We start from the raw sequence: 17,266 nt of genomic DNA, 5'->3' as shown, positions 1-17,266 counted from the left end.
ACCACGGACGGGAGGCGCGACCCGGGTGGGACCCGGACCGCGCCTCCCGTCGGTGGTCGCGCTCAGCGCGGCGTCACTCGGTGCCGCCACCCGTCGCCCGGCTGCGACGGAGGGCGAGGAGCCCGCCACCGGCGGCCAGGAGGGCGAGCGCCGCCGCGAGGCCGCCCCCGATCTCCGCGCCGGTGAAGGCCAGGCCGCCACCGGCGCTCGGCGTCCCGTCCGGACCACCGGCCCCGGGGGTCGATCCCGCACCGCCGGCGACCGGCGGCGTCGTCGGGTTCCCCGCGCCCGGGGACGGCGTCGGCGCGGGCTCCGGGGCCGGGTCGCCGGGCACCTCGGCCGCGGTCACGTCGAAGCCGACGAGGATCGGGTCGTGGTCGCTGGCGCGGTACACGTCGTCGCGGTACAGGTCCGACACGTTCACGTTGTACCGGCTGTACTCCAGGCCCACCGACTCGGTCGAGTTGATGTTCCAGATGTCCACGCCGGTCACGGTCTCGAGCGCCGCGGGCGAGGCCAGCACGTGGTCGAGGGACCCGCTCAGGCCGCTGAACACGTAGGAGTACTCGTCCTCGTCCTGCGCCGGGGCGAGGTCGGTGTACCCGGCGTCGCGGAGCACCACCATCGGGTCCTCCTCGCTGTACGCGTTGAAGTCGCCGATCAGGAAGGTCTTGTCGGTGCCGTACCGCTCCTGCATGGCCGTCGAGAAGGTCACCAGGGCACGCGCCTGGCGCACGCGGTCGGCGTTCGACGCACCCTGCCCGTCGCCCTGGTCGGCGTTCTCGCCGGTGCCGGAGCCCTTCGACTTGAAGTGGTTCGCGATCACGAGGAAGTCGTCCTCGGCGGTGCCACCGACCGGTCGGAAGGCGTCGGCGACGGGCTGACGGGCGTTCGTGAAGGCCGGGTCGAGCAGGATCGTCGACTCACCGGTGGGGGCGACGCGGTCCTTCTTGTAGATGAGCGCGAGGCGGATGACGTCCTCGCTGGCCGGCACGACGGAGGGCGACTCGGCGTAGGCCCAGGTGTCGGTCCCGGTCGCCGCGTTGAGGGCAGAGACGAGAGTCGCCACGGCGGCGTCGCGGTCCAGGCCGAACCGAGCCGAGTTCTCGATCTCCTCGAGCGAGACCACGTCCGCGTCGAGGGCGTTGATCGCCTTCACGATCTTCACCTGCTGGCGGTCGAGGTCCTCCTGCTCGGCGGCTCCACGGGCGTCACAGCCCGAGTCGACCGTGATCGGGTCACCCGCGCGGTCCCGGTAGTACGTGCACCCGCTCACCTCGTCGCCGGTCGTCGGGAAGTAGTTCAGGACGTTGAAGCCGGCGAGAGTCAGGTCACCACCGACGGCCTCGGGCGTCGCGGTCCGGACGTCCGAGAACGTGGCGGGCAGGTCGGCCGCGGGGGTCGCACCGGTGATCGGCGTGGTCGGCTGGAGCTTCCAGACGTTGTTCCGGTAGTCGAGGACCACGGGGGCGGTGAACGTCGTCGCAGCACCGACCGTGACCGGGCCCGCGTTCGTCAACCACGGCACCGGCACCTCGCGGGCGGCCTGGCCCTGGTCGTCGCGCGGGAGGAAGTTCGTGCTCGCCCCGTCGTCGAGCGTGACCTTGCGCGCGGCGTTGTCGGCGGCGACCGCAGCGGCCTCGGCGCTGCCCGGACGGGCGACCTCGGTCGGCTGGAGGAGCCGGCCGGTCCCCGTCGCCAGGGCGATCTCGCCGTACTGGTTCGTCGTGTAGTTGTCGGCGACCGTGTACGTGCCCTGCGGGGCGAGGAGCATGCTCTCCAGGGACTCGCGCGCGGCGTCCGTGCGCGGGAAGACGACGGTGGCCGGCTGCGGTGCCGCGGCGGGGGTGGTGAGCACCCGGAGCCCGGTGGCCGGCACGGTGAGCTCGGTCAGTCCCTCGTACTCGGAGACCGCACCCGTGACCTCGACGTGGTCACCGATCGCGACCCGCCCGACGGTCGCCGCGGAGTACACGAAGAGCCCGTCGGACGCGCTCCGCGTGGCGGGGTCGGTCGCGCCTCCCGTCCCCGGCGTCTGGATCGTGTAGCCGGTGAAGCCACCGGTCGGGAACACGGCCGTGACGACGCCGCTCGTGACGACGGTCCGACCGACGAACGGCGAGGTGTCGGTCGTGCCCTGGACCTCGGGGATGGTCGCGGCGACCGCGGGGGCAGCGGGCGGCGTGGTACCGCCGTCGCCCGGGGTCGGGGTCGGCGTCGGCGTCGGCTGGCCGGCGGCGGTCTCGCCCTTCGCGTTCCGCGGCGTGATCGACCGGGAGAGCGTGAAGTCGGCGCTGTTGACGTCCGAGTCCGCGCCGCTCGTCGCACGCACCAGGGCGTCCGGCGTGGTGTTCGCCGCCGCCGGGTTCGTCGCGGCGGTCGTCTCGAACGTGTTGCTCGTGCCGTAGCCGAGCAGGTCCACCACGCCGGGTGTCCCCGTCGGCACTGCGCCGGCGGGCAGCGTGAGGGCGGTCGCCCGGTCGGACAGCACGAGCGTGCCCGCACTGCCGGACGCGTTGAGCGACGAGACGACGTCCGGCGGCGGCAGGGGCGCACCGGCCGTGCCGTTCGAACCGCCCTGCACGAGGAAGGTGCCGTTCGCCGGGACGGTCCCCGTCAGCGGCACGACGGTGCTCGCCGCGCCGGTGCTGGTCGCGGCCCGGTACTGCAGCGACCACCCGTCGACCGACACGGCGGCGTCGGTCGGGTTCGCGATCTCGACGAAGCGGTTCGTGAACGGCTGGTTCGTACTGCCGCCCTTGAGGTACGCCTCGGAGATGACGAGCCCGGTGCCCGCGGGGTTCGCGGTCGCGGCGGTGACGGTGACGAGCGGTGCGGCGACCAGGGTCGCGGCAGCCGTGGCGCACAGCAGGGTGCGTCCGACGGTTCGGGGCATGAGGACCTTCGGTTCGTGGTTCACAGGGATCCCGACGACCGTACGGTCCTGCACGGGCGCACAGGTTACGAGCAGGTGAACCTTCCCCCGGACGAGGGTCGACCCGTCGTTCCACCGTGGGGCCCTCGGCATCACCCCTCGATCGGCACCCACTCCGACCCCACCCGGTGCACCGCCGGGCCGTGTCCCGGCAGCACGATCGCCGGGTACGGCAACACGCGCGCGGACTCCACGGCGAGCGCCTGGTCGGCCGTGAAGAACGGCGTGATCATCCGCGGCCGCGGCGCCCACGAGGCCGGCTGGGTGTCGTGGTGCGTGACGACGGCGTCGCCCGTGACGACCGCGTCGGCGGCCGGCAGCAGGTACGCGGTGGACCCGGCGGTGTGTCCGGGCGCGGGCAGCGGCGTCATCGCGCGGCCGTCGAAGTCCCGCGCCGTGAACGCCCGGGCGGACGGGACGGTGGTCGGTCGGAGCGCGTCCGAGGCGATCGCCCGCCCGAGCCAGCGCAGCACCCGCGGGGCCGCGAGCCGTCCGCCGATCTCCGCCGGCGTCACCTGCTGACGCCCCGGTCCACGGACGTTCGCGACTTCGTCGGCGTGGGCGAGGACCTCGACGTGCGGATGACGCTCGAGGATCCCCGGCAGGCCGCCGACGTGGTCGACGTGCCCGTGTGTGACGTACACGCGGCGGAGCTCGTCGAGGTCGTGGCCGGCGAGCAGCACGCTGTCCAGGACGAGGTCGGTGTCCGCCGGGTACCCGGCGTCGATGAGGGCGACCCCGTCCTCCTCGGCGAGCACGACCCAGTTGGACACCGGCCCCTCGACGAACACCACGCCGGGTGCGACGGAGACGACGGAGCGCGGAGCACGAGGAGCCATGCCCCGACGGTAGCGCCCAGCGCGCCGGCTCGGCGCGGGTGCTCCCCGGTCAGTCGCCGGGCCGGTGTCCCGCCGCGTCGCGACGCGCACGCGTCTGCGCGGCACGGACCTCCAGGCCGTCGTCGTCGGGGTACCCGACCTCCGTCAGGGTGAGCCCTCGGGCGGGCGCGACCGTGAAGGCGCTCGTGCGCTCGGCGGCCACCCGGAGCTCGTCGAGTCGGTCCGGCGTCAGCCGGCCTTCGCCGACGGCGAGGCACCCGCCGACCATCGCGCGCACCATGGAGTGGCAGAAGGCGTCGGCCTGGAGGCTCGCCACCAGCACGCCGTCCGGCTCGCGGTCCCAGCGGAACGCCTGCAGGGTCCGGATGGTGGTCGCGCCCTCCCGCGGCTTGCAGAACGCCGCGAAGTCGTGCAGCCCGAGCAGGCGGAGCGCACCGCGCTCCATCGCGTCCCGGTCCAGACGCCCCGGGTACCAGGTCGTGTGCCCGCGGCGGAGCGGGTCGCGGGGGGCGTCGAGGTCGGCGACCCGGTACCGGTACCGCCGCCAGACCGGGGAGAACCGCGCGTCGAACCCCGGTGGTGCGACCGCGGCCCGCGAGACGACGACGTCCCCGTCCGGGCCGGCGAGCCCGTTCAGGCGGCGGACCAGCCCGGCGAAGGGGTCCCGGGTGGTGCCGTCGGCGGTCGGACGGCGGGGACGGGTGAGCGCGGCCCACTGCTCCCCGCTCAGGTCGAGGTGCGCGACCTGCCCGGTCGCGTGGACGCCGGCGTCGGTGCGGCCGGCGACCGTGAGCTGCGGCGGTGTCCCCCACCGGGTGAAGACGGTCGCGAGGGCGGCCTCGAGCGCGCCCTGCACGGTCCGGAGGCCGGGCTGTCGCGCCCACCCGGAGAACGCGGCTCCGTCGTAGGCGATGTCGAGCCGCAGCCGTACGCCGGCCTCGCCCTCGGTCCGGCCGTTCTCGCTCACACCTCCACGGTACCGACGTCAGCGCGACGACGGTGCTGTCGCGGACCGCGCTCCGTCGACCACAGTCGATACAGGAACGTGATCCGCGCTCGCGTCCGAGCCCGGTCCTGCGTCCCCATACTGAACACATGCACATGGAGACCGTCACGAGGGGGGTCGTGGCCGTCGCACTCCTGGCCGCGATGAGCGCCGGCATGACCGCCTGTGCGCCTGCGCCGAGCGCCGACCGGACGCCCGCCCCGACCGCCACGAGCCCCGCCCCCACGACCTCGGCAGACCCCTCGCCGGCCACGACCGACTTCGGCACGGAGCCCTCCGGCAGCGACCTCCCCGCGTGCGACGCCCTCCTGCCGGACGACCTCGTCCGCGCGCTCGTCCCCGACGCCGAGCCCATCGACGCGATCACCACGCTCGCCCACCCGGTCGCGACCTGGAACGCCACCACACTCGCGGGCGGGACGGACTGCTGGGCGTCGAACGGCACCTCGCCGCTGGACGACCGCGCCGCGCGCACGGTCGACGAGCCCGCCTACGAGGGCGTGCGGGTGGCCGTGCTCCCGGACGCGGCTGCCGCGTTCCGGACCGCAGAGACCGCCGCGACCTCGCCCGCCGAGAGCGCGACCGCGGTGGGCTGCGCCGCCAGTGACTCGGCGCGCGTGTACTGCAGCGGCGGCGTCCTCGCCGGGACCGCATGGGTCGACGTCGAGGTCGTCCGCCTACAGACCGCCTCTGCCGCCACCCCGGAGGCGATGCAGCCGGCGTACGAGTCGCTCCTCGAGCACGTCCGGCAGGCCGTCGCCGCGTCCCCGACGGCGTCGGAGAGCGGCGACGACCCCGATGACTGGTCCTTCACCACCTGCACCCCGGAGAAGGTCGCGGCCGTCACGGACCTCACCCTCCGGGACTCGGTGTCGCAGACCGACACGCCGCCGACCATCGACGAGTTCGCCCAGACCCGGGTCGGCGGGAGCACCTGCCGCTTCGTCTCCCCCGAGAACGACACGGAGGCGCTGTACGCCTCGTTGCCCGACGGTGGATGGATCGTCGAGCAGCGGCTCACCGCGGGCACCGTCGACCGCGACGGACGGGTCGACCTCCCGGGGCTCGGCGCCCGGGACGCCGCCTGGCGCACGTGCGACGACTTCGCCTGCACCATCGACGTCGTGCACGACCGGACCTGGACGCAGTACCACCTGACGACCCGGGCGGCGCCGGACACCGCGGCCGCCATCGAGCGCTGGGCTGCGTCGTCGTTCGCCTCGTGACCTGCCGGCGTCAGCCCCGCTGACCGCCGTCGCGGTCGTCGTCGTGTCCGCGGCGGCGGACGAGTCGGCCACGGAGCCCCCGCGGCTCGGAGGGGCCGGTCTCGGTGTCGGCGTCCCGGGTCGCCCGCCGTTCGGACTCGACGATGCCCCGGAGTGCCACCAGCGCCGTCGCGGTCACGGCGACGTCCGACGGGTTCTCGCGCGAGGCGTCGAGCGCCTCCTCGAGTTCCGCGATCGCCCGGTCGCCCTCGTCCGGCGGGTGGTCGCCACGCACCATCGCCGCGACCTGTCGGACGGCGTGCACGAGCGGCGCCGTGAAGGCCTCGTCCGGGCGCCCCAGGTTCGCCGACACCGGACCGGACCGGGCCACCAGCTCGGTGAGGTCCGTCGTGTACCAGGCGACGCGCTCGAGCGCGCGGAAGCGGGCACCGTCGCGCTGCAGTCGAGCACGTGACCCGCGGAGGGCACCGCGCGGGTTGATGCGTCGGCTCTCCTGGGCGATCGACACCCGGCTCCGCACGTCCGCGATGGCACGGTCGAGGCGGTCCTGCGCCTGGTCCCACGCGCGCTCGTCGCGCTCGCCCTGTTCGAGCACGTCCGCGAGGCCGTCCAGGTGCGCGGCGAGGACGGTGTTCACCTGGTCGATGCGGCGCTCCGCGTCCCAGAAGTGCAGGGGCGGGAAGACGAGGAAGTTCACGAGCAGCCCGACCACCACGCCGACGGCCATCTGCACGAGGTAGCCGAGCGAGTACCCCTCGGCATGTGCACCGCCGACGAGCAGGACGAAGAGCGCTGCCGTCGACACCCACGAGCTGCCCTCGCCGAGGACCCGGAAGCCGCCGACGAGGACGCCGACGCCGACCGTGATGGCCACCGCGAGCACCCCGGGGTCGCCGACCCACATCGTGAACGCTGCGACGGCGATGCCGAGGGCGATCCCGACCAGCGTCTGCAAGCCGCTCCGGAGTCCGGCGAACACCGTCGTCTGCATCGCCACGACGGCACCGAGCGGGGCGTAGTAGGGGTACTCCGCTGCCACTCCCGGCACGTTCTGCGCGATCACCCAGGCCAGGGTCGCCGCAGCGGCGGCCTTCGCGGCGTGCAGCAGGCGGGGCTGCGTACCGGAGTCCCGGCTCCACCGCCAGACCCTCGCGCCGACGCCGGCGACGTGCGGGAACTGCATCGGATTCCTCGTCTCCTCGGTCGGTACGGGGCGTGGCGGACGTCGGCGGGCCTCCCGGCTCACTGCCCGGTCACCAGGAAGGCCCCCGCAGCAGACGCTGCAGGGGCCTTCCGGTGGTGCGGTGCGACTACTTGGACGCGTCCGCAGCGTCGTCCGACTTGGCGGCGGCGTCGGCCTCGACCTCGGCAGCAGCGTCGGTCGTGGTCTCGTCGGCGACCGGGGTCGACTCCTCGGTGGTCTCGGTCTCCTCGACCGGGGCCTCCGTGGTCTCCTCCGACGTGGTGTCCTCGGCTGCCGGCGCGGCGGCGGCCGGGGCCGCGTTGCGCGAGACGGGTGCCGGCGAGCTCGAGACGGGCTCGAGGACGAGCTCGATCGAGGCGAGCGGCGCGTTGTCGCCCTTGCGGAAGCCGAGCTTCGTGATGCGGGTGTAACCGCCCTGGCGGTCGGCCACCTGCGGCGCGATCTCCGTGAACAGCGTGTGCACGACGGTCTTGTCGCGCAGGGCCGCGATCACGCGACGACGCGCGTGCAGGTCGCCGCGCTTCGCGAACGTGATGAGCCGCTCGGCGACCGGACGGAGGCGCTTGGCCTTCGTCTCGGTCGTCGTGATGCGACCGTGCGTGAAGAGGGCGTTGGCGAGGTTGCTCAGGAGCAGGCGCTCGTGTGCGGGACCGCCACCGAGGCGGGGGCCCTTGGTGGGCTTCGGCATGTCAGTTCTCCAGTGGTGATGGTGGTGCGCCCCGTGTCAGGAGCGCGTGCGCGTCAGCGCGAGGTCAGTTGCTGGACTCGTCCTCGTCGTACCCGCTGTAGAAGTGGGCACCGTCGAATCCGGGGACGGTGTCCTTGAGGGACAGGCCGAGCTCGGTGAGCTTGTCCTTGACCTCGTCCACCGACTTCTGACCGAAGTTGCGGATGTTCATGAGCTGCGTCTCCGACAGGGCGACGAGCTCGGACACCGTGTTGATGCCCTCCCGCTTGAGGCAGTTGTAGCTGCGGACCGACAGGTCGAGGTCCTCGATCGGGGTCTGCAGCTCGTTCGAGAGCACGGCGTCGACCGGCGCGGGGCCGATCTCGATGCCCTCGGCCGCCGTGTTGAGCTCGCGGGCGAGCCCGAACAGCTCGACCAGCGTGCGACCGGCCGACGCGATGGCGTCGCGCGGCGTGATCGCGGGCTTCGACTCGACGTCGACGACCAGGCGGTCGAAGTCCGTGCGCTCACCGGCACGCGTCGCCTCGACGCGGTAGGTGACCTTGAGCACGGGCGAGTAGATCGAGTCGATCGGGATCTGACCGGCCTCGCTGAACTCCGAGCGGTTCTGGGTCGCCGAGACGTAGCCGCGGCCACGCTCGATCGTCAGCTCCAGCTCGAAACGCGCGGAGTCGTTCAGGGTCGCGATGACGAGGTCCGGGTTGTGGATCTCGACACCGGCCGGGGCGGAGATGTCCGCCGCGGTGACCTGGCCCGCACCCTGCTTGCGCAGGTAGGCGGTGATCGGTTCGTCGTGCTCGCTGGAGACGACCAGGCTCTTGATGTTCAGGATGATCTCGGTGACGTCCTCCTTGACACCGGGAACGGTGCTGAACTCGTGGAGGACACCGTCGATGCGGATGCTCGTGACGGCAGCACCGGGGATGGACGAGAGGAGCGTGCGGCGCAGCGAGTTGCCGAGGGTGTAGCCGAAGCCCGGCTCGAGCGGTTCGATGACGAAGCGCGAGCGGAACTCGGAGATCGACTCCTCGTTCAGGGTGGGGCGCTGTGCAATGAGCACTGTGGAATTCCTTTCGGCGAAGTGTCCGCTATATGACACTTGGCGGTACGACGGGGCCGGCCGGGCCCCGACGGGTCTGTTTCAGTTGTGATCACGCGCACAGGAGTGCGCGATCGAACGACCAGGAATGGCCGACCCCGCTCGTCCCGGTCAGGGAACGAGCGGGGAACGGCCGGTTGCTCCTCGCGTCAGACGCGGCGGCGCTTCGGCGGGCGGCACCCGTTGTGCGCCTGCGGCGTGACGTCGTTGATCGAGCCGACCTCGAGGCCAGCGGCCTGCAGGGAACGGATCGCGGTCTCGCGACCCGAGCCCGGGCCCTTGACGAAGACGTCGACCTTCTTGACACCGTGCTCGGCGGCCTGACGGGCGGCCGACTCGGCGGCGAGCTGCGCCGCGAACGGCGTCGACTTGCGCGAGCCCTTGAAGCCGACGGCGCCCGAGGACGCCCAGCTCAGGACGGCACCCGACGGGTCGGTGATGCTGACGATGGTGTTGTTGAACGTGCTCTTGATGTGGGCCTGGCCCACGGCGACGTTCTTCTTCTCCTTGCGGCGCGGCTTGCGCGCGGCGGTCTTGGGGGTAGCCATCGTGATCTCCTATCGAGCCTTCTTCTTGCCTGCCACGGTGCGCTTCGGGCCCTTGCGGGTACGAGCGTTGGTCTTGGTGCGCTGACCGCGCACCGGGAGACCACGACGGTGGCGGAGACCCTCGTAGCTACCGATCTCGACCTTGCGGCGGATGTCGGCGGCGACCTCGCGGCGGAGGTCACCCTCCACCTTGAAGGTGCCCTCGATGTAGTCGCGGAGGGCGACGAGCTGGTCGTCGGTGAGGTCCTTGACGCGGATGTCGCCGGAGATGCCGGTCTCCGCGAGCGTCTGGACGGCGCGGGTACGGCCGACCCCGTAGATGTAGGTGAGTGCGATCTCCACGCGCTTCTCGCGCGGGATGTCGACGCCTGCTAGACGTGCCATTGTGTTGGCTGCTCCTGTTGTCGATGGAGGTGTGGCGCAGTACCGGTGCCCGGGCCTCCGTCCCGAGGTGTCCCCCACCTGCCGGAGCGGGTGGGTTCTGGTACTGCGTTGTCGATCTTCAGTTGTGGTTCGTGCTCGAGCCGCAGGCGGCCTGTCGACCGGCGGCCCCGCTCACGCAGCGGACTCCCGGAGGAGCCCGACAGGGACTAGCCCTGGCGCTGCTTGTGACGCGGGTTGCTCTTGCAGATCACCATGACGCGGCCCTTCCGGCGGATCACTCGGCAGTGCTCGCAGATGGGCTTGACGCTGGGGTTGACCTTCATTGTTCGTTCCTCGTGCTCGCTGGCTTCGTGCTCGGCGGGTTCGCCGGGCCGTTCCTTTCCAGCTCGCGGATCACTTGTAGCGGTAGACGATCCGGCCGCGGGTCAGGTCGTACGGGCTCAGCTCCACGATCACGCGGTCCTCGGGGAGGATGCGGATGTAGTGCTGGCGCATCTTCCCGGAGATGTGCGCGAGGACCTTGTGTCCGTTGGTCAGCTCAACGCGGAACATCGCGTTGGGCAGAGCTTCGAGCACCGAGCCCTCGATCTCGATGACGCCGTCTTTCTTGGCCATAGCCTCACTGTCGCTTGGTTGGATTACCGGTGTGATCCCCGAGCCGGTCTGCGGGTCGGGCGCCACGCCAGAGGGCATGGCACACCAAAGATCGATCTTATGTGGTAGACCGCGGATTGCCAAGTGCGCCCGCATGTCGGACCGGCACGGGCACCCCAGTGCAGGGGACGGACCGGCCGGATCCGCGCGGAGATCGGCGCTTCGACAGCTTCTCCACAGCCCGGGCGATGCCGGAACCGGGCCCGGACCCGTACGGTGACGGGAGCAGTCATCGAAGGAGACCCCCGTGCCCGACGCCCCCGGCCGCGCGCGCCCCGTCGCACGCCACGGTCGACTCCCCCGCCGCCGCGGGTGGACGACCGTCCTGTCCGTCGTCGCGTCCGCCGCCGCGGTCCTCCTCGTCAGCGGCACGAGCGTCGCCGCCATCTCCTTCGCCCAGCTCGCCGCCGCTCCGCAGACGGTACAGCTCAGCACCGACGACCAGAGCACCGCGGAGACCGCCGACGTCACAGCGATCGACGGCGGCGCGAACATCCTGCTCATCGGCAGCGACACCCGGGTCGGGCAGTTCGACTCCGACGAGGACGTCGAGGGCGCCCGCAACGACGTGACGATGCTCGTGCACGTCTCCGAGGACCACCAGCAGCTCACCGCGGTCAGCTTCCCCCGCGACCTGATGGTGCCGATCCCCGAGTGCACCAACCCCGAGACCGGGACGACCTACCCCGCCGCCGACTCGGCGCAGTTCAACACGGCGCTCGGCAACGGCGGCGTCTCCTGTGTCGTCGACACGGTGGAGAACCTCACGGGCCTCACCGTGCCCTACGCCGGACTCATCACGTTCGACGGCGTGATCGAGATGTCGAACGCCCTCGGCGGCGTCGACGTCTGCGTCGCCACCCCCATCGACGACACCTTCACCGGGCTGCACCTGGCCGCGGGCGCACACTCCCTGCAGGGGTCGGACGCCCTCGCCTTCCTCCGCTCGCGTCACGGCGTCGGAGACGGCAGCGACCTCGCCCGCATCAGCTCGCAGCAGGTCTTCCTCTCAGCGCTCCTCCGGCAGGTCACCGCCGACGGCACGCTGTCGAACCCGATCACCCTCTACAAGCTCGCGGGCGCGGCGCTGTCCAACATGACGCTCTCGGACGGCCTCGCCCAGACACGGACCCTGGTCGGGCTCGCCTCGACCCTGCGCGGGATGAGCACCTCGAGCATGCTCTTCGTGCAGTACCCCGTGGTCGACGACCCCGCGGACGCGGCACGCGTCGTCGTCGACGAGGCGGCGGCCCACACCCTCAACGTCGCACTGCAGACGGACGAGCGCACGTCGCTCAGCGATTCGTCGACCGGCCGCGCCTCGCAGGAGTCGACCGAGCAGGTCGATCCGACGCCGTCCGCGAGCCCGTCGTCCGCGCCCGCCGACCCGTCCGACGCCCCGACCGCCGCGCCGAGCGCGTCCGCGACACCGGACGGCCCGACGACCACCACGAGCAGCCCGTCCTCGACGCCGCTGCCGTCCTCGATCACCGGACAGAGCGCGGCCGAGCAGACCTGTTCCGTCGGGAACTGAGGGACAGCACGAGCGTCGGCCACGGTCGGGCGCATCACGCTGCGCTCCCGACGACGCCGGCCTGGAGGCCCGCCACGCGATGACGACGGCCCCGCCGCTGTGCGTGGGCCGACTCCGCACGGGGTTGCGGCTCCCACGACAGAGGACGCTGACGGCCGACCCACGTCGGCGACGCTGGCAGCAGGCCGCAGGCCCAGGCCCAGGGCCAGGGCCAGGGCCAGGGCCATGGGCCCACGGCATGGGCCCATGGCATGGGGCGCGGGCCGCGCGCCACGAGCCGGGCGCGGCCGGCGGGTCCCCGCGTTCCGCTCCCCCTTGCCGAACGCGGTCAGGAGCCGCGTCCCCCGGCCACGGGCAGGCGGAGACCGCGCTGCCCCGCTGCCGCGCTACGGGACCGGGACGGGCGTGACACCGAGCGGTGCGAGCGAGGCGGCACCGCCGTCGGCCGCCGTCAGGACCCAGATGCCGTCGGCGTGTACCGCGACGCTGTGCTCCCAGTGTGCCGCGTCGGATCCGTCGAGCGTCCGCACGGTCCACCCGTCGGCGTCCGTCGAACTGTCGATCGTGCCGGCGGTCACCATCGGCTCGATGGCGATCGCGAGGCCGGGTTGCACCGCGGGGCCGGCGCCACGGACGCGGTAGTTGAAGACCGGCGGCTCCTCGTGCATCGATCGGCCGATGCCGTGTCCCGTGAAGTCCTCGACGATCCCCCACGCACCGGTCTCGTCGATGGCGTCCTCGACGGCCGCTCCGACCTCGTGCAGGTGCTCCGCGTGCGCGAGCGCCGCGATGCCGTGCCAGAGCGCACGTTCGGTCGTGTCAGACAGCTTCTGTCGTGCAGCGGCCACCGCGGGGTCGCCGCCGGGGACCACCACCGTGAAGGCGCTGTCACCGTTCCAGCCGTCGACCTCGGCCCCGGCGTCGACCGACACGATGTCGCCGGCCTGCAGCACCCGCGCGCCGGGGATGCCGTGCACGATCTCGTCGTTCACGGACACGCAGAGCGTGTGCCGGTACCCGGGCACGAGCTGGAAGTTCGGGATGCCGCCACCGTCACGGATGGTCCGCTCGGCGATCGCGTCGAGCTCGGCCGTGGTGGTCCCGGCCCGGACCGCGGCGCGGACGGCGTCGAGCGCCTGCGCGGTCAGGAGGCCGGGGCGCACCATCGCTCGCAGTTCGTCGGGCGACTTGTAGATGGAGGGCTTCCGCCGACGCACGGAGACGACCCCGGTCAGACCGTGGCCGTGAGACCGCGAGCCGCCAGGGCCTCCGCGATGCGGTCCCCGACCTCGTCGACGGCACCGAGGCCGTCGACGTCGGCGACGAGGCCACGCTCCTGGTAGACGGCGACGATCGGGGCGGTCTGCTCCTGGTACACCTGCTGGCGACGACGGATCGTCTCCTCGGTGTCGTCGGCGCGACCCTGTTCCCCCGCGCGCTTGAGCAGGCGTGCCACGAGCGCGTCCTGCTCGGCGACGAGCTGCACCACGAGGTCGACCGCCGTGCCCTGCTCGGCGAGGAGCCCGTCGAGGTACTCGACCTGCGCGGTGGTGCGTGGGTAGCCGTCGAGCAGGAACCCGTTCTCGGCGTCGGGCTCGGAGAGACGGTCCCGGACCAGCTCGTTCGTGAGGTCGTCCGGCACGTACTCGCCGGCGTCCATGAGGGCCTTCGCGCGCTGACCGAGCGGCGTGCCGTCCGCGACGTTCTTGCGGAAGATGTCACCCGTGGAGATCGCGGGGATCCCGAGGGCCGAGGCGATCCGACCGGCCTGGGTGCCCTTCCCGGCTCCGGGAGGTCCGACGATGATGAGGCGTGCGCTCAACGGAGGAGCCCTTCGTAGTGACGTTGCTGCAGCTGCGAGTCGATCTGCTTCACGGTCTCGAGACCGACACCCACGATGATCAGGATGCTGGCGCCGCCGAACGGGAAGTTCTGGTTCGCCCCGAACAGCGCCAGTGCTGCGAGCGGGATGAGCGCGATGAGACCGAGGTACAGCGCACCGGGCAGCGTCACCCGGGTGAGGACGTAGTCGAGGTACTCGGCCGTCGGACGCCCGGCACGGATGCCCGGGATGAACCCGCCGTACTTCTTCATGTTGTCGGCGACCTCTTCGGGGTTGAAGGTGATCGCGACGTAGAAGTACGTGAACCCGACGATGAGCAGGAAGTACAGGACCATGTAGAACCAGTTGTCACCCGACGTCAGGTTGCTCTGGATCCAGGTCACCCACGGCGCAGGCGCGCTGCCGTCCGAGGGCTGGTTGAACTGTGCGATCAGCGCCGGCAGGTACAGCAGCGAGGACGCGAAGATGACGGGCACGACGCCGGCCATGTTCACCTTGATCGGGATGTACGTGTTGTTGCCGCCGTAGGTGCGGCGCCCGACCATGCGCTTGGCGTACTGAACCGGGATGCGCCGCTGCGACTGCTCGACGAACACGACGGCCATCATGATGACCAGGCCGACCAGGATGACGAAGAGGAAGAGCTCGAAGGACTGCGACTGCTCGATGGCCCAGAGCGCCGACGGGAACTGCGCGGCGATCGAGGTGAAGATGAGCAGCGACATGCCGTTGCCGATGCCGCGCTCGGTGACGAGCTCGCCCATCCACATGATCAGGCCGGTGCCCGCGGTCAGGGTGATGACCATCAGGAGGATCGCGTACCAGCTGTCGTTCGAGATGATCGACGTGCAGGAGGCCGAGGCGCTCGTGCCGAAGAGGGCACCCGAGCGGGCGACGGTGATCAGGGTGGTGGACTGCAGCACGCCCAGCGCGATGGTGAGGTAGCGCGTGTACTGGGTCAGCTTCGCCTGACCGGACTGACCCTCCTTGTAGAGCGAGTCGAAGTGCGGGATCACCACGCGCAGGAGCTGCACGATGATCGACGACGTGATGTACGGCATGATCCCGAGCGCGAAGACCGAGAGCTTCAGGAGCGCGCCGCCGGAGAACAGGTTGATCAGGTCGTACAGGCCGCCGGAGGACGACGCGGACGCCAGGCAGGCCTGCACGCTGGCGTAGTCCACGAACGGTGCCGGGATGTACGAGCCGAGGCGGAACAGCGCGATGATCGCGAGGGTGAAGCCGATCTTCTTCCGAAGATCTGGGGTGCGCATGATGCGCGCGACCGCTCTGAACACGAGTTACTCCGAACTTCTGTGACCGGTTGACCGGTCGAGCCGGGCGAGGACGCCCGTGGCCGGAAGCGCCGACCCCGTGGCCCGGGAACGCACGTCGAACGACGCCGTGTTCCGAGCCTGCCATCAAGGAAACCGTAACGGCGGCCCGCGCGCAATGCGCGGGCCGCCGACGGGGACTACTTGGTGACGGTGCCGCCCGCCGCCACGATCTTCTCCTCGGCGGATGCCGAGACCTTGTCGACCGTGACCGTGATCGCCACGCTGATGTCACCCTGACCGAGAACCTTGACCTTCTCGTTCTTGCGGACGGCGCCCTTGGCGACCAGGTCCGCAACGGTGACGTCGCCACCGTTCGGGTAGAGCTCCGCGATCTTGTCCAGGTTCACGGGCTGGTACTCGACGCGGAACGGGTTCTTGAACCCGCGGAGCTTCGGAGTGCGCATGTGCAGCGGCATCTGCCCACCCTCGAAGCCGACCTTGACCTGGTACCGGGCCTTCTGGCCCTTGGTGCCACGGCCGGCGGTCTTGCCCTTCGAACCCTCACCACGACCGACGCGGGTGCGGTCCTTCTTGGACCCCGCTGCCGGACGAAGGTGGTGGACCTTCAGGATCTGGACGCGCTCGTTCTTCTCGTCGCTCATGCGTCGACCTCCTCGACCTTCACGAGGTGCGCCACCGTGGCGACGTACCCGCGGTTCTGGGCGTTGTCCTCACGCAGGACCGTACGGCCGATGCGCTTGAGACCCAGGCTGCGGAGCGTGTCGCGCTGGTACTGCTTCTCGCTGATGACGGACTTCGTCTGCGTGATCTTCAGCATCGCCATCACGCACCTGCCTTCTCGTTCGCAGCCGTGCGTGCGGCCGCCTCGGCGTGCAGCAGACGGGCCGGGACGACGTGGTCGACGGGCAGACCACGACGGCTGGCGACGGCACGCGGCTCTTCGAGCTGCTTGAGCGCCGTCACGGTCGCGTGCACGATGTTGATGGTGTTGGACGAACCGAGCGACTTGCTCAGGACGTCGTGGATGCCGGCGCACTCGAGCACGGCGCGGACCGGACCACCGGCGATGACACCGGTACCGGCAGCGGCCGGACGCAGGAGGACGACGCCAGCGGCAGCCTCACCCTGCACCGGGTGCGGGATCGTGTTGCCGACACGCGGGACGCGGAAGAAGTTCTTCTTCGCCTCCTCGACGCCCTTCGAGATGGCGGTCGGGACCTCGCGGGCCTTGCCGTAGCCGACGCCCACCAGACCGTTGCCGTCACCGACGACGACGAGCGCGGTGAAGCTGAAGCGACGACCACCCTTGACGACCTTGGAGACGCGGTTGATGGTGACGACGCGCTCGAGGAACTGGCTGTCGCCGCCGCGACCGTTGCGGTCGTTGCCACCACGGCCACCCTGCTGACGGTCACGCCCGCCACCGCTGCCGCCACCACGGCGGCCACGGTTGTCCACGGAGTCGCGGTTGTTCGAAGCCGAACCCGCAGCGGTCTCGACGGGACGCTCGACGACCGGGACGTCGGCCTCCTTCGCAGCCGGGGCCTTCGCCTCGGTCGCGGTGGTCTCGGCGTCGGTCGTCTCGACCTCGGTCGTGGCCTCGGCGTCGTTGGTGTTCGCGATGTCGCTCACAGGTTCAGCCCTCCTTCACGGGCACCATCGGCGATCGCGGCGACGCGACCGGCGTACTTGCTACCGCCGCGGTCGAAGACCACGGCCTCGACGCCAGCCGACTTCGCGCGCTCGGCGACGAGTTCGCCGACGCGACGGGCCTTGGCGGTCTTGTCGCCGTCGAACGAGCGGAGGTCGGCCTCCATCGTCGATGCGCTGGCGAGGGTGTGACCCTTGGCGTCGTCGATGACCTGGACGAACACGTGACGTGACGAACGGGTGACGGCGAGACGGGGACGGGTCTCGGTCCCGGTGATCTTCTTCCGGAGACGGTTGTGGCGACGCGCCTTGGCAGCCGCCTTGCTCTTGCCTCGAGTACGAGTTCCGATGGCCATGA

General features: G+C 71.4%; 19 protein-coding genes. 2 read left to right on the top strand and 17 right to left on the bottom strand.

Annotated features, from left to right (window positions below; all coding sequences use genetic code 11):
- Positions 1-73: 73 nt before the first annotated feature.
- From DEI91_RS02980 to truA, 3 genes are all read right to left on the bottom strand, one after another.
- Positions 74-2,896, bottom strand: a complete 2,823-nt coding sequence (locus DEI91_RS02980; RefSeq protein WP_181439442.1) for an ExeM/NucH family extracellular endonuclease — start codon at positions 2,894-2,896, stop codon at positions 74-76.
- A gap of 131 nt (positions 2,897-3,027) precedes the next feature.
- Entirely contained in the window at positions 3,028-3,774 is a 747-nt protein-coding gene (locus DEI91_RS02975; RefSeq protein WP_111050821.1) for an MBL fold metallo-hydrolase, read from the bottom strand.
- A 49-nt stretch (positions 3,775-3,823) separates the two neighbouring features.
- Entirely contained in the window at positions 3,824-4,741 is a 918-nt protein-coding gene (gene truA, locus DEI91_RS02970) for a tRNA pseudouridine(38-40) synthase TruA (RefSeq protein WP_111050820.1), read from the bottom strand.
- Positions 4,742-4,869: 128 nt separating this feature from the next.
- On the opposite strand from truA, the gene DEI91_RS02965 reads away from it, so the two are divergent.
- Entirely contained in the window at positions 4,870-6,006 is a 1,137-nt protein-coding gene (locus tag DEI91_RS02965) for a hypothetical protein (RefSeq protein ID WP_146244180.1), read from the top strand.
- A 10-nt stretch (positions 6,007-6,016) separates the two neighbouring features.
- On the opposite strand, the gene DEI91_RS02960 is transcribed toward DEI91_RS02965, so the two are convergent.
- The 7 genes from DEI91_RS02960 to infA all read right to left on the bottom strand — a co-directional run bounded on the left by DEI91_RS02960 (position 6,017) and on the right by infA (position 10,544).
- Positions 6,017-7,189 (bottom strand): aromatic acid exporter family protein, encoded by a 1,173-nt coding sequence (locus DEI91_RS02960; RefSeq protein WP_111050818.1) that lies wholly within the window; start codon positions 7,187-7,189, stop codon positions 6,017-6,019.
- 127 nt (positions 7,190-7,316) lie between these two features.
- Entirely contained in the window at positions 7,317-7,898 is a 582-nt protein-coding gene (rplQ, locus tag DEI91_RS02955) for a 50S ribosomal protein L17 (protein ID WP_111050817.1), read from the bottom strand.
- Between the two features lie 64 nt (positions 7,899-7,962).
- Positions 7,963-8,958: a DNA-directed RNA polymerase subunit alpha gene (locus tag DEI91_RS02950; RefSeq protein ID WP_110824226.1), complete on the bottom strand. Its 996-nt coding sequence runs from the start codon at positions 8,956-8,958 to the stop codon at positions 7,963-7,965.
- A 188-nt stretch (positions 8,959-9,146) separates the two neighbouring features.
- A complete protein-coding gene (rpsK, locus tag DEI91_RS02945; RefSeq protein WP_110824227.1) occupies positions 9,147-9,545 on the bottom strand; it encodes a 30S ribosomal protein S11 in 399 nt (132 codons plus the stop codon).
- Between the two features lie 9 nt (positions 9,546-9,554).
- The gene (gene rpsM, locus DEI91_RS02940) at positions 9,555-9,929 is read right to left on the bottom strand and encodes a 30S ribosomal protein S13 (protein WP_110824228.1); all 375 of its coding nucleotides are present in this window, start codon (positions 9,927-9,929) and stop codon (positions 9,555-9,557) included.
- A gap of 206 nt (positions 9,930-10,135) precedes the next feature.
- A complete protein-coding gene (gene rpmJ, locus DEI91_RS02935) occupies positions 10,136-10,252 on the bottom strand; it encodes a 50S ribosomal protein L36 (protein ID WP_022903266.1) in 117 nt (38 codons plus the stop codon).
- Between the two features lie 70 nt (positions 10,253-10,322).
- A complete protein-coding gene (gene infA, locus DEI91_RS02930) occupies positions 10,323-10,544 on the bottom strand; it encodes a translation initiation factor IF-1 (RefSeq protein WP_017885509.1) in 222 nt (73 codons plus the stop codon).
- A 286-nt stretch (positions 10,545-10,830) separates the two neighbouring features.
- Here infA and DEI91_RS02925 point away from each other — a divergent pair, with 286 nt between their 5' ends.
- Entirely contained in the window at positions 10,831-12,117 is a 1,287-nt protein-coding gene (locus DEI91_RS02925) for an LCP family protein (RefSeq protein WP_111050816.1), read from the top strand.
- 386 nt (positions 12,118-12,503) lie between these two features.
- Here DEI91_RS02925 and map read toward each other — a convergent pair whose 3' ends face one another.
- From map to rplR, 7 genes are all read right to left on the bottom strand, one after another.
- Positions 12,504-13,334 carry a type I methionyl aminopeptidase gene (gene map / locus DEI91_RS02920; protein ID WP_258374263.1) on the bottom strand — a complete coding sequence of 277 codons (831 nt, stop codon included), beginning with the start codon at positions 13,332-13,334 and terminating at the stop codon, positions 12,504-12,506.
- Between the two features lie 14 nt (positions 13,335-13,348).
- On the bottom strand, positions 13,349-13,939 hold the full coding sequence (locus DEI91_RS02915; RefSeq protein WP_111050815.1) for an adenylate kinase: 591 nt from the start codon (positions 13,937-13,939) through the stop codon (positions 13,349-13,351).
- The gene (secY, locus tag DEI91_RS02910; RefSeq protein WP_110824231.1) at positions 13,936-15,258 is read right to left on the bottom strand and encodes a preprotein translocase subunit SecY; all 1,323 of its coding nucleotides are present in this window, start codon (positions 15,256-15,258) and stop codon (positions 13,936-13,938) included. Before secY ends, DEI91_RS02915 begins: the two co-directional genes overlap by 4 nt.
- 176 nt (positions 15,259-15,434) lie before the next feature.
- Positions 15,435-15,899, bottom strand: coding sequence for a 50S ribosomal protein L15 (gene rplO, locus DEI91_RS02905; RefSeq protein WP_110824232.1), 465 nt, complete (start codon positions 15,897-15,899; stop codon positions 15,435-15,437).
- Positions 15,896-16,081 (bottom strand): 50S ribosomal protein L30, encoded by a 186-nt coding sequence (gene rpmD, locus DEI91_RS02900; protein WP_022906355.1) that lies wholly within the window; start codon positions 16,079-16,081, stop codon positions 15,896-15,898. The genes rplO and rpmD overlap by 4 nt, the downstream gene beginning before the upstream one ends.
- Entirely contained in the window at positions 16,081-16,890 is an 810-nt protein-coding gene (rpsE, locus tag DEI91_RS02895) for a 30S ribosomal protein S5 (protein ID WP_375537661.1), read from the bottom strand. The genes rpmD and rpsE overlap by 1 nt, the downstream gene beginning before the upstream one ends.
- Complete coding sequence (gene rplR, locus DEI91_RS02890) at positions 16,887-17,264, bottom strand: 50S ribosomal protein L18 (RefSeq protein ID WP_110824233.1); 378 nt, start codon at positions 17,262-17,264, stop codon at positions 16,887-16,889. Before rplR ends, rpsE begins: the two co-directional genes overlap by 4 nt.
- Positions 17,265-17,266: the final 2 nt, after the last annotated feature.

Source organism: Curtobacterium sp. MCBD17_032, assembly GCF_003234855.1.
Taxonomy (GTDB): Bacteria; Actinomycetota; Actinomycetes; order Actinomycetales; family Microbacteriaceae; genus Curtobacterium.
This window is presented reverse-complemented; position numbering and strand designations above follow the sequence as displayed.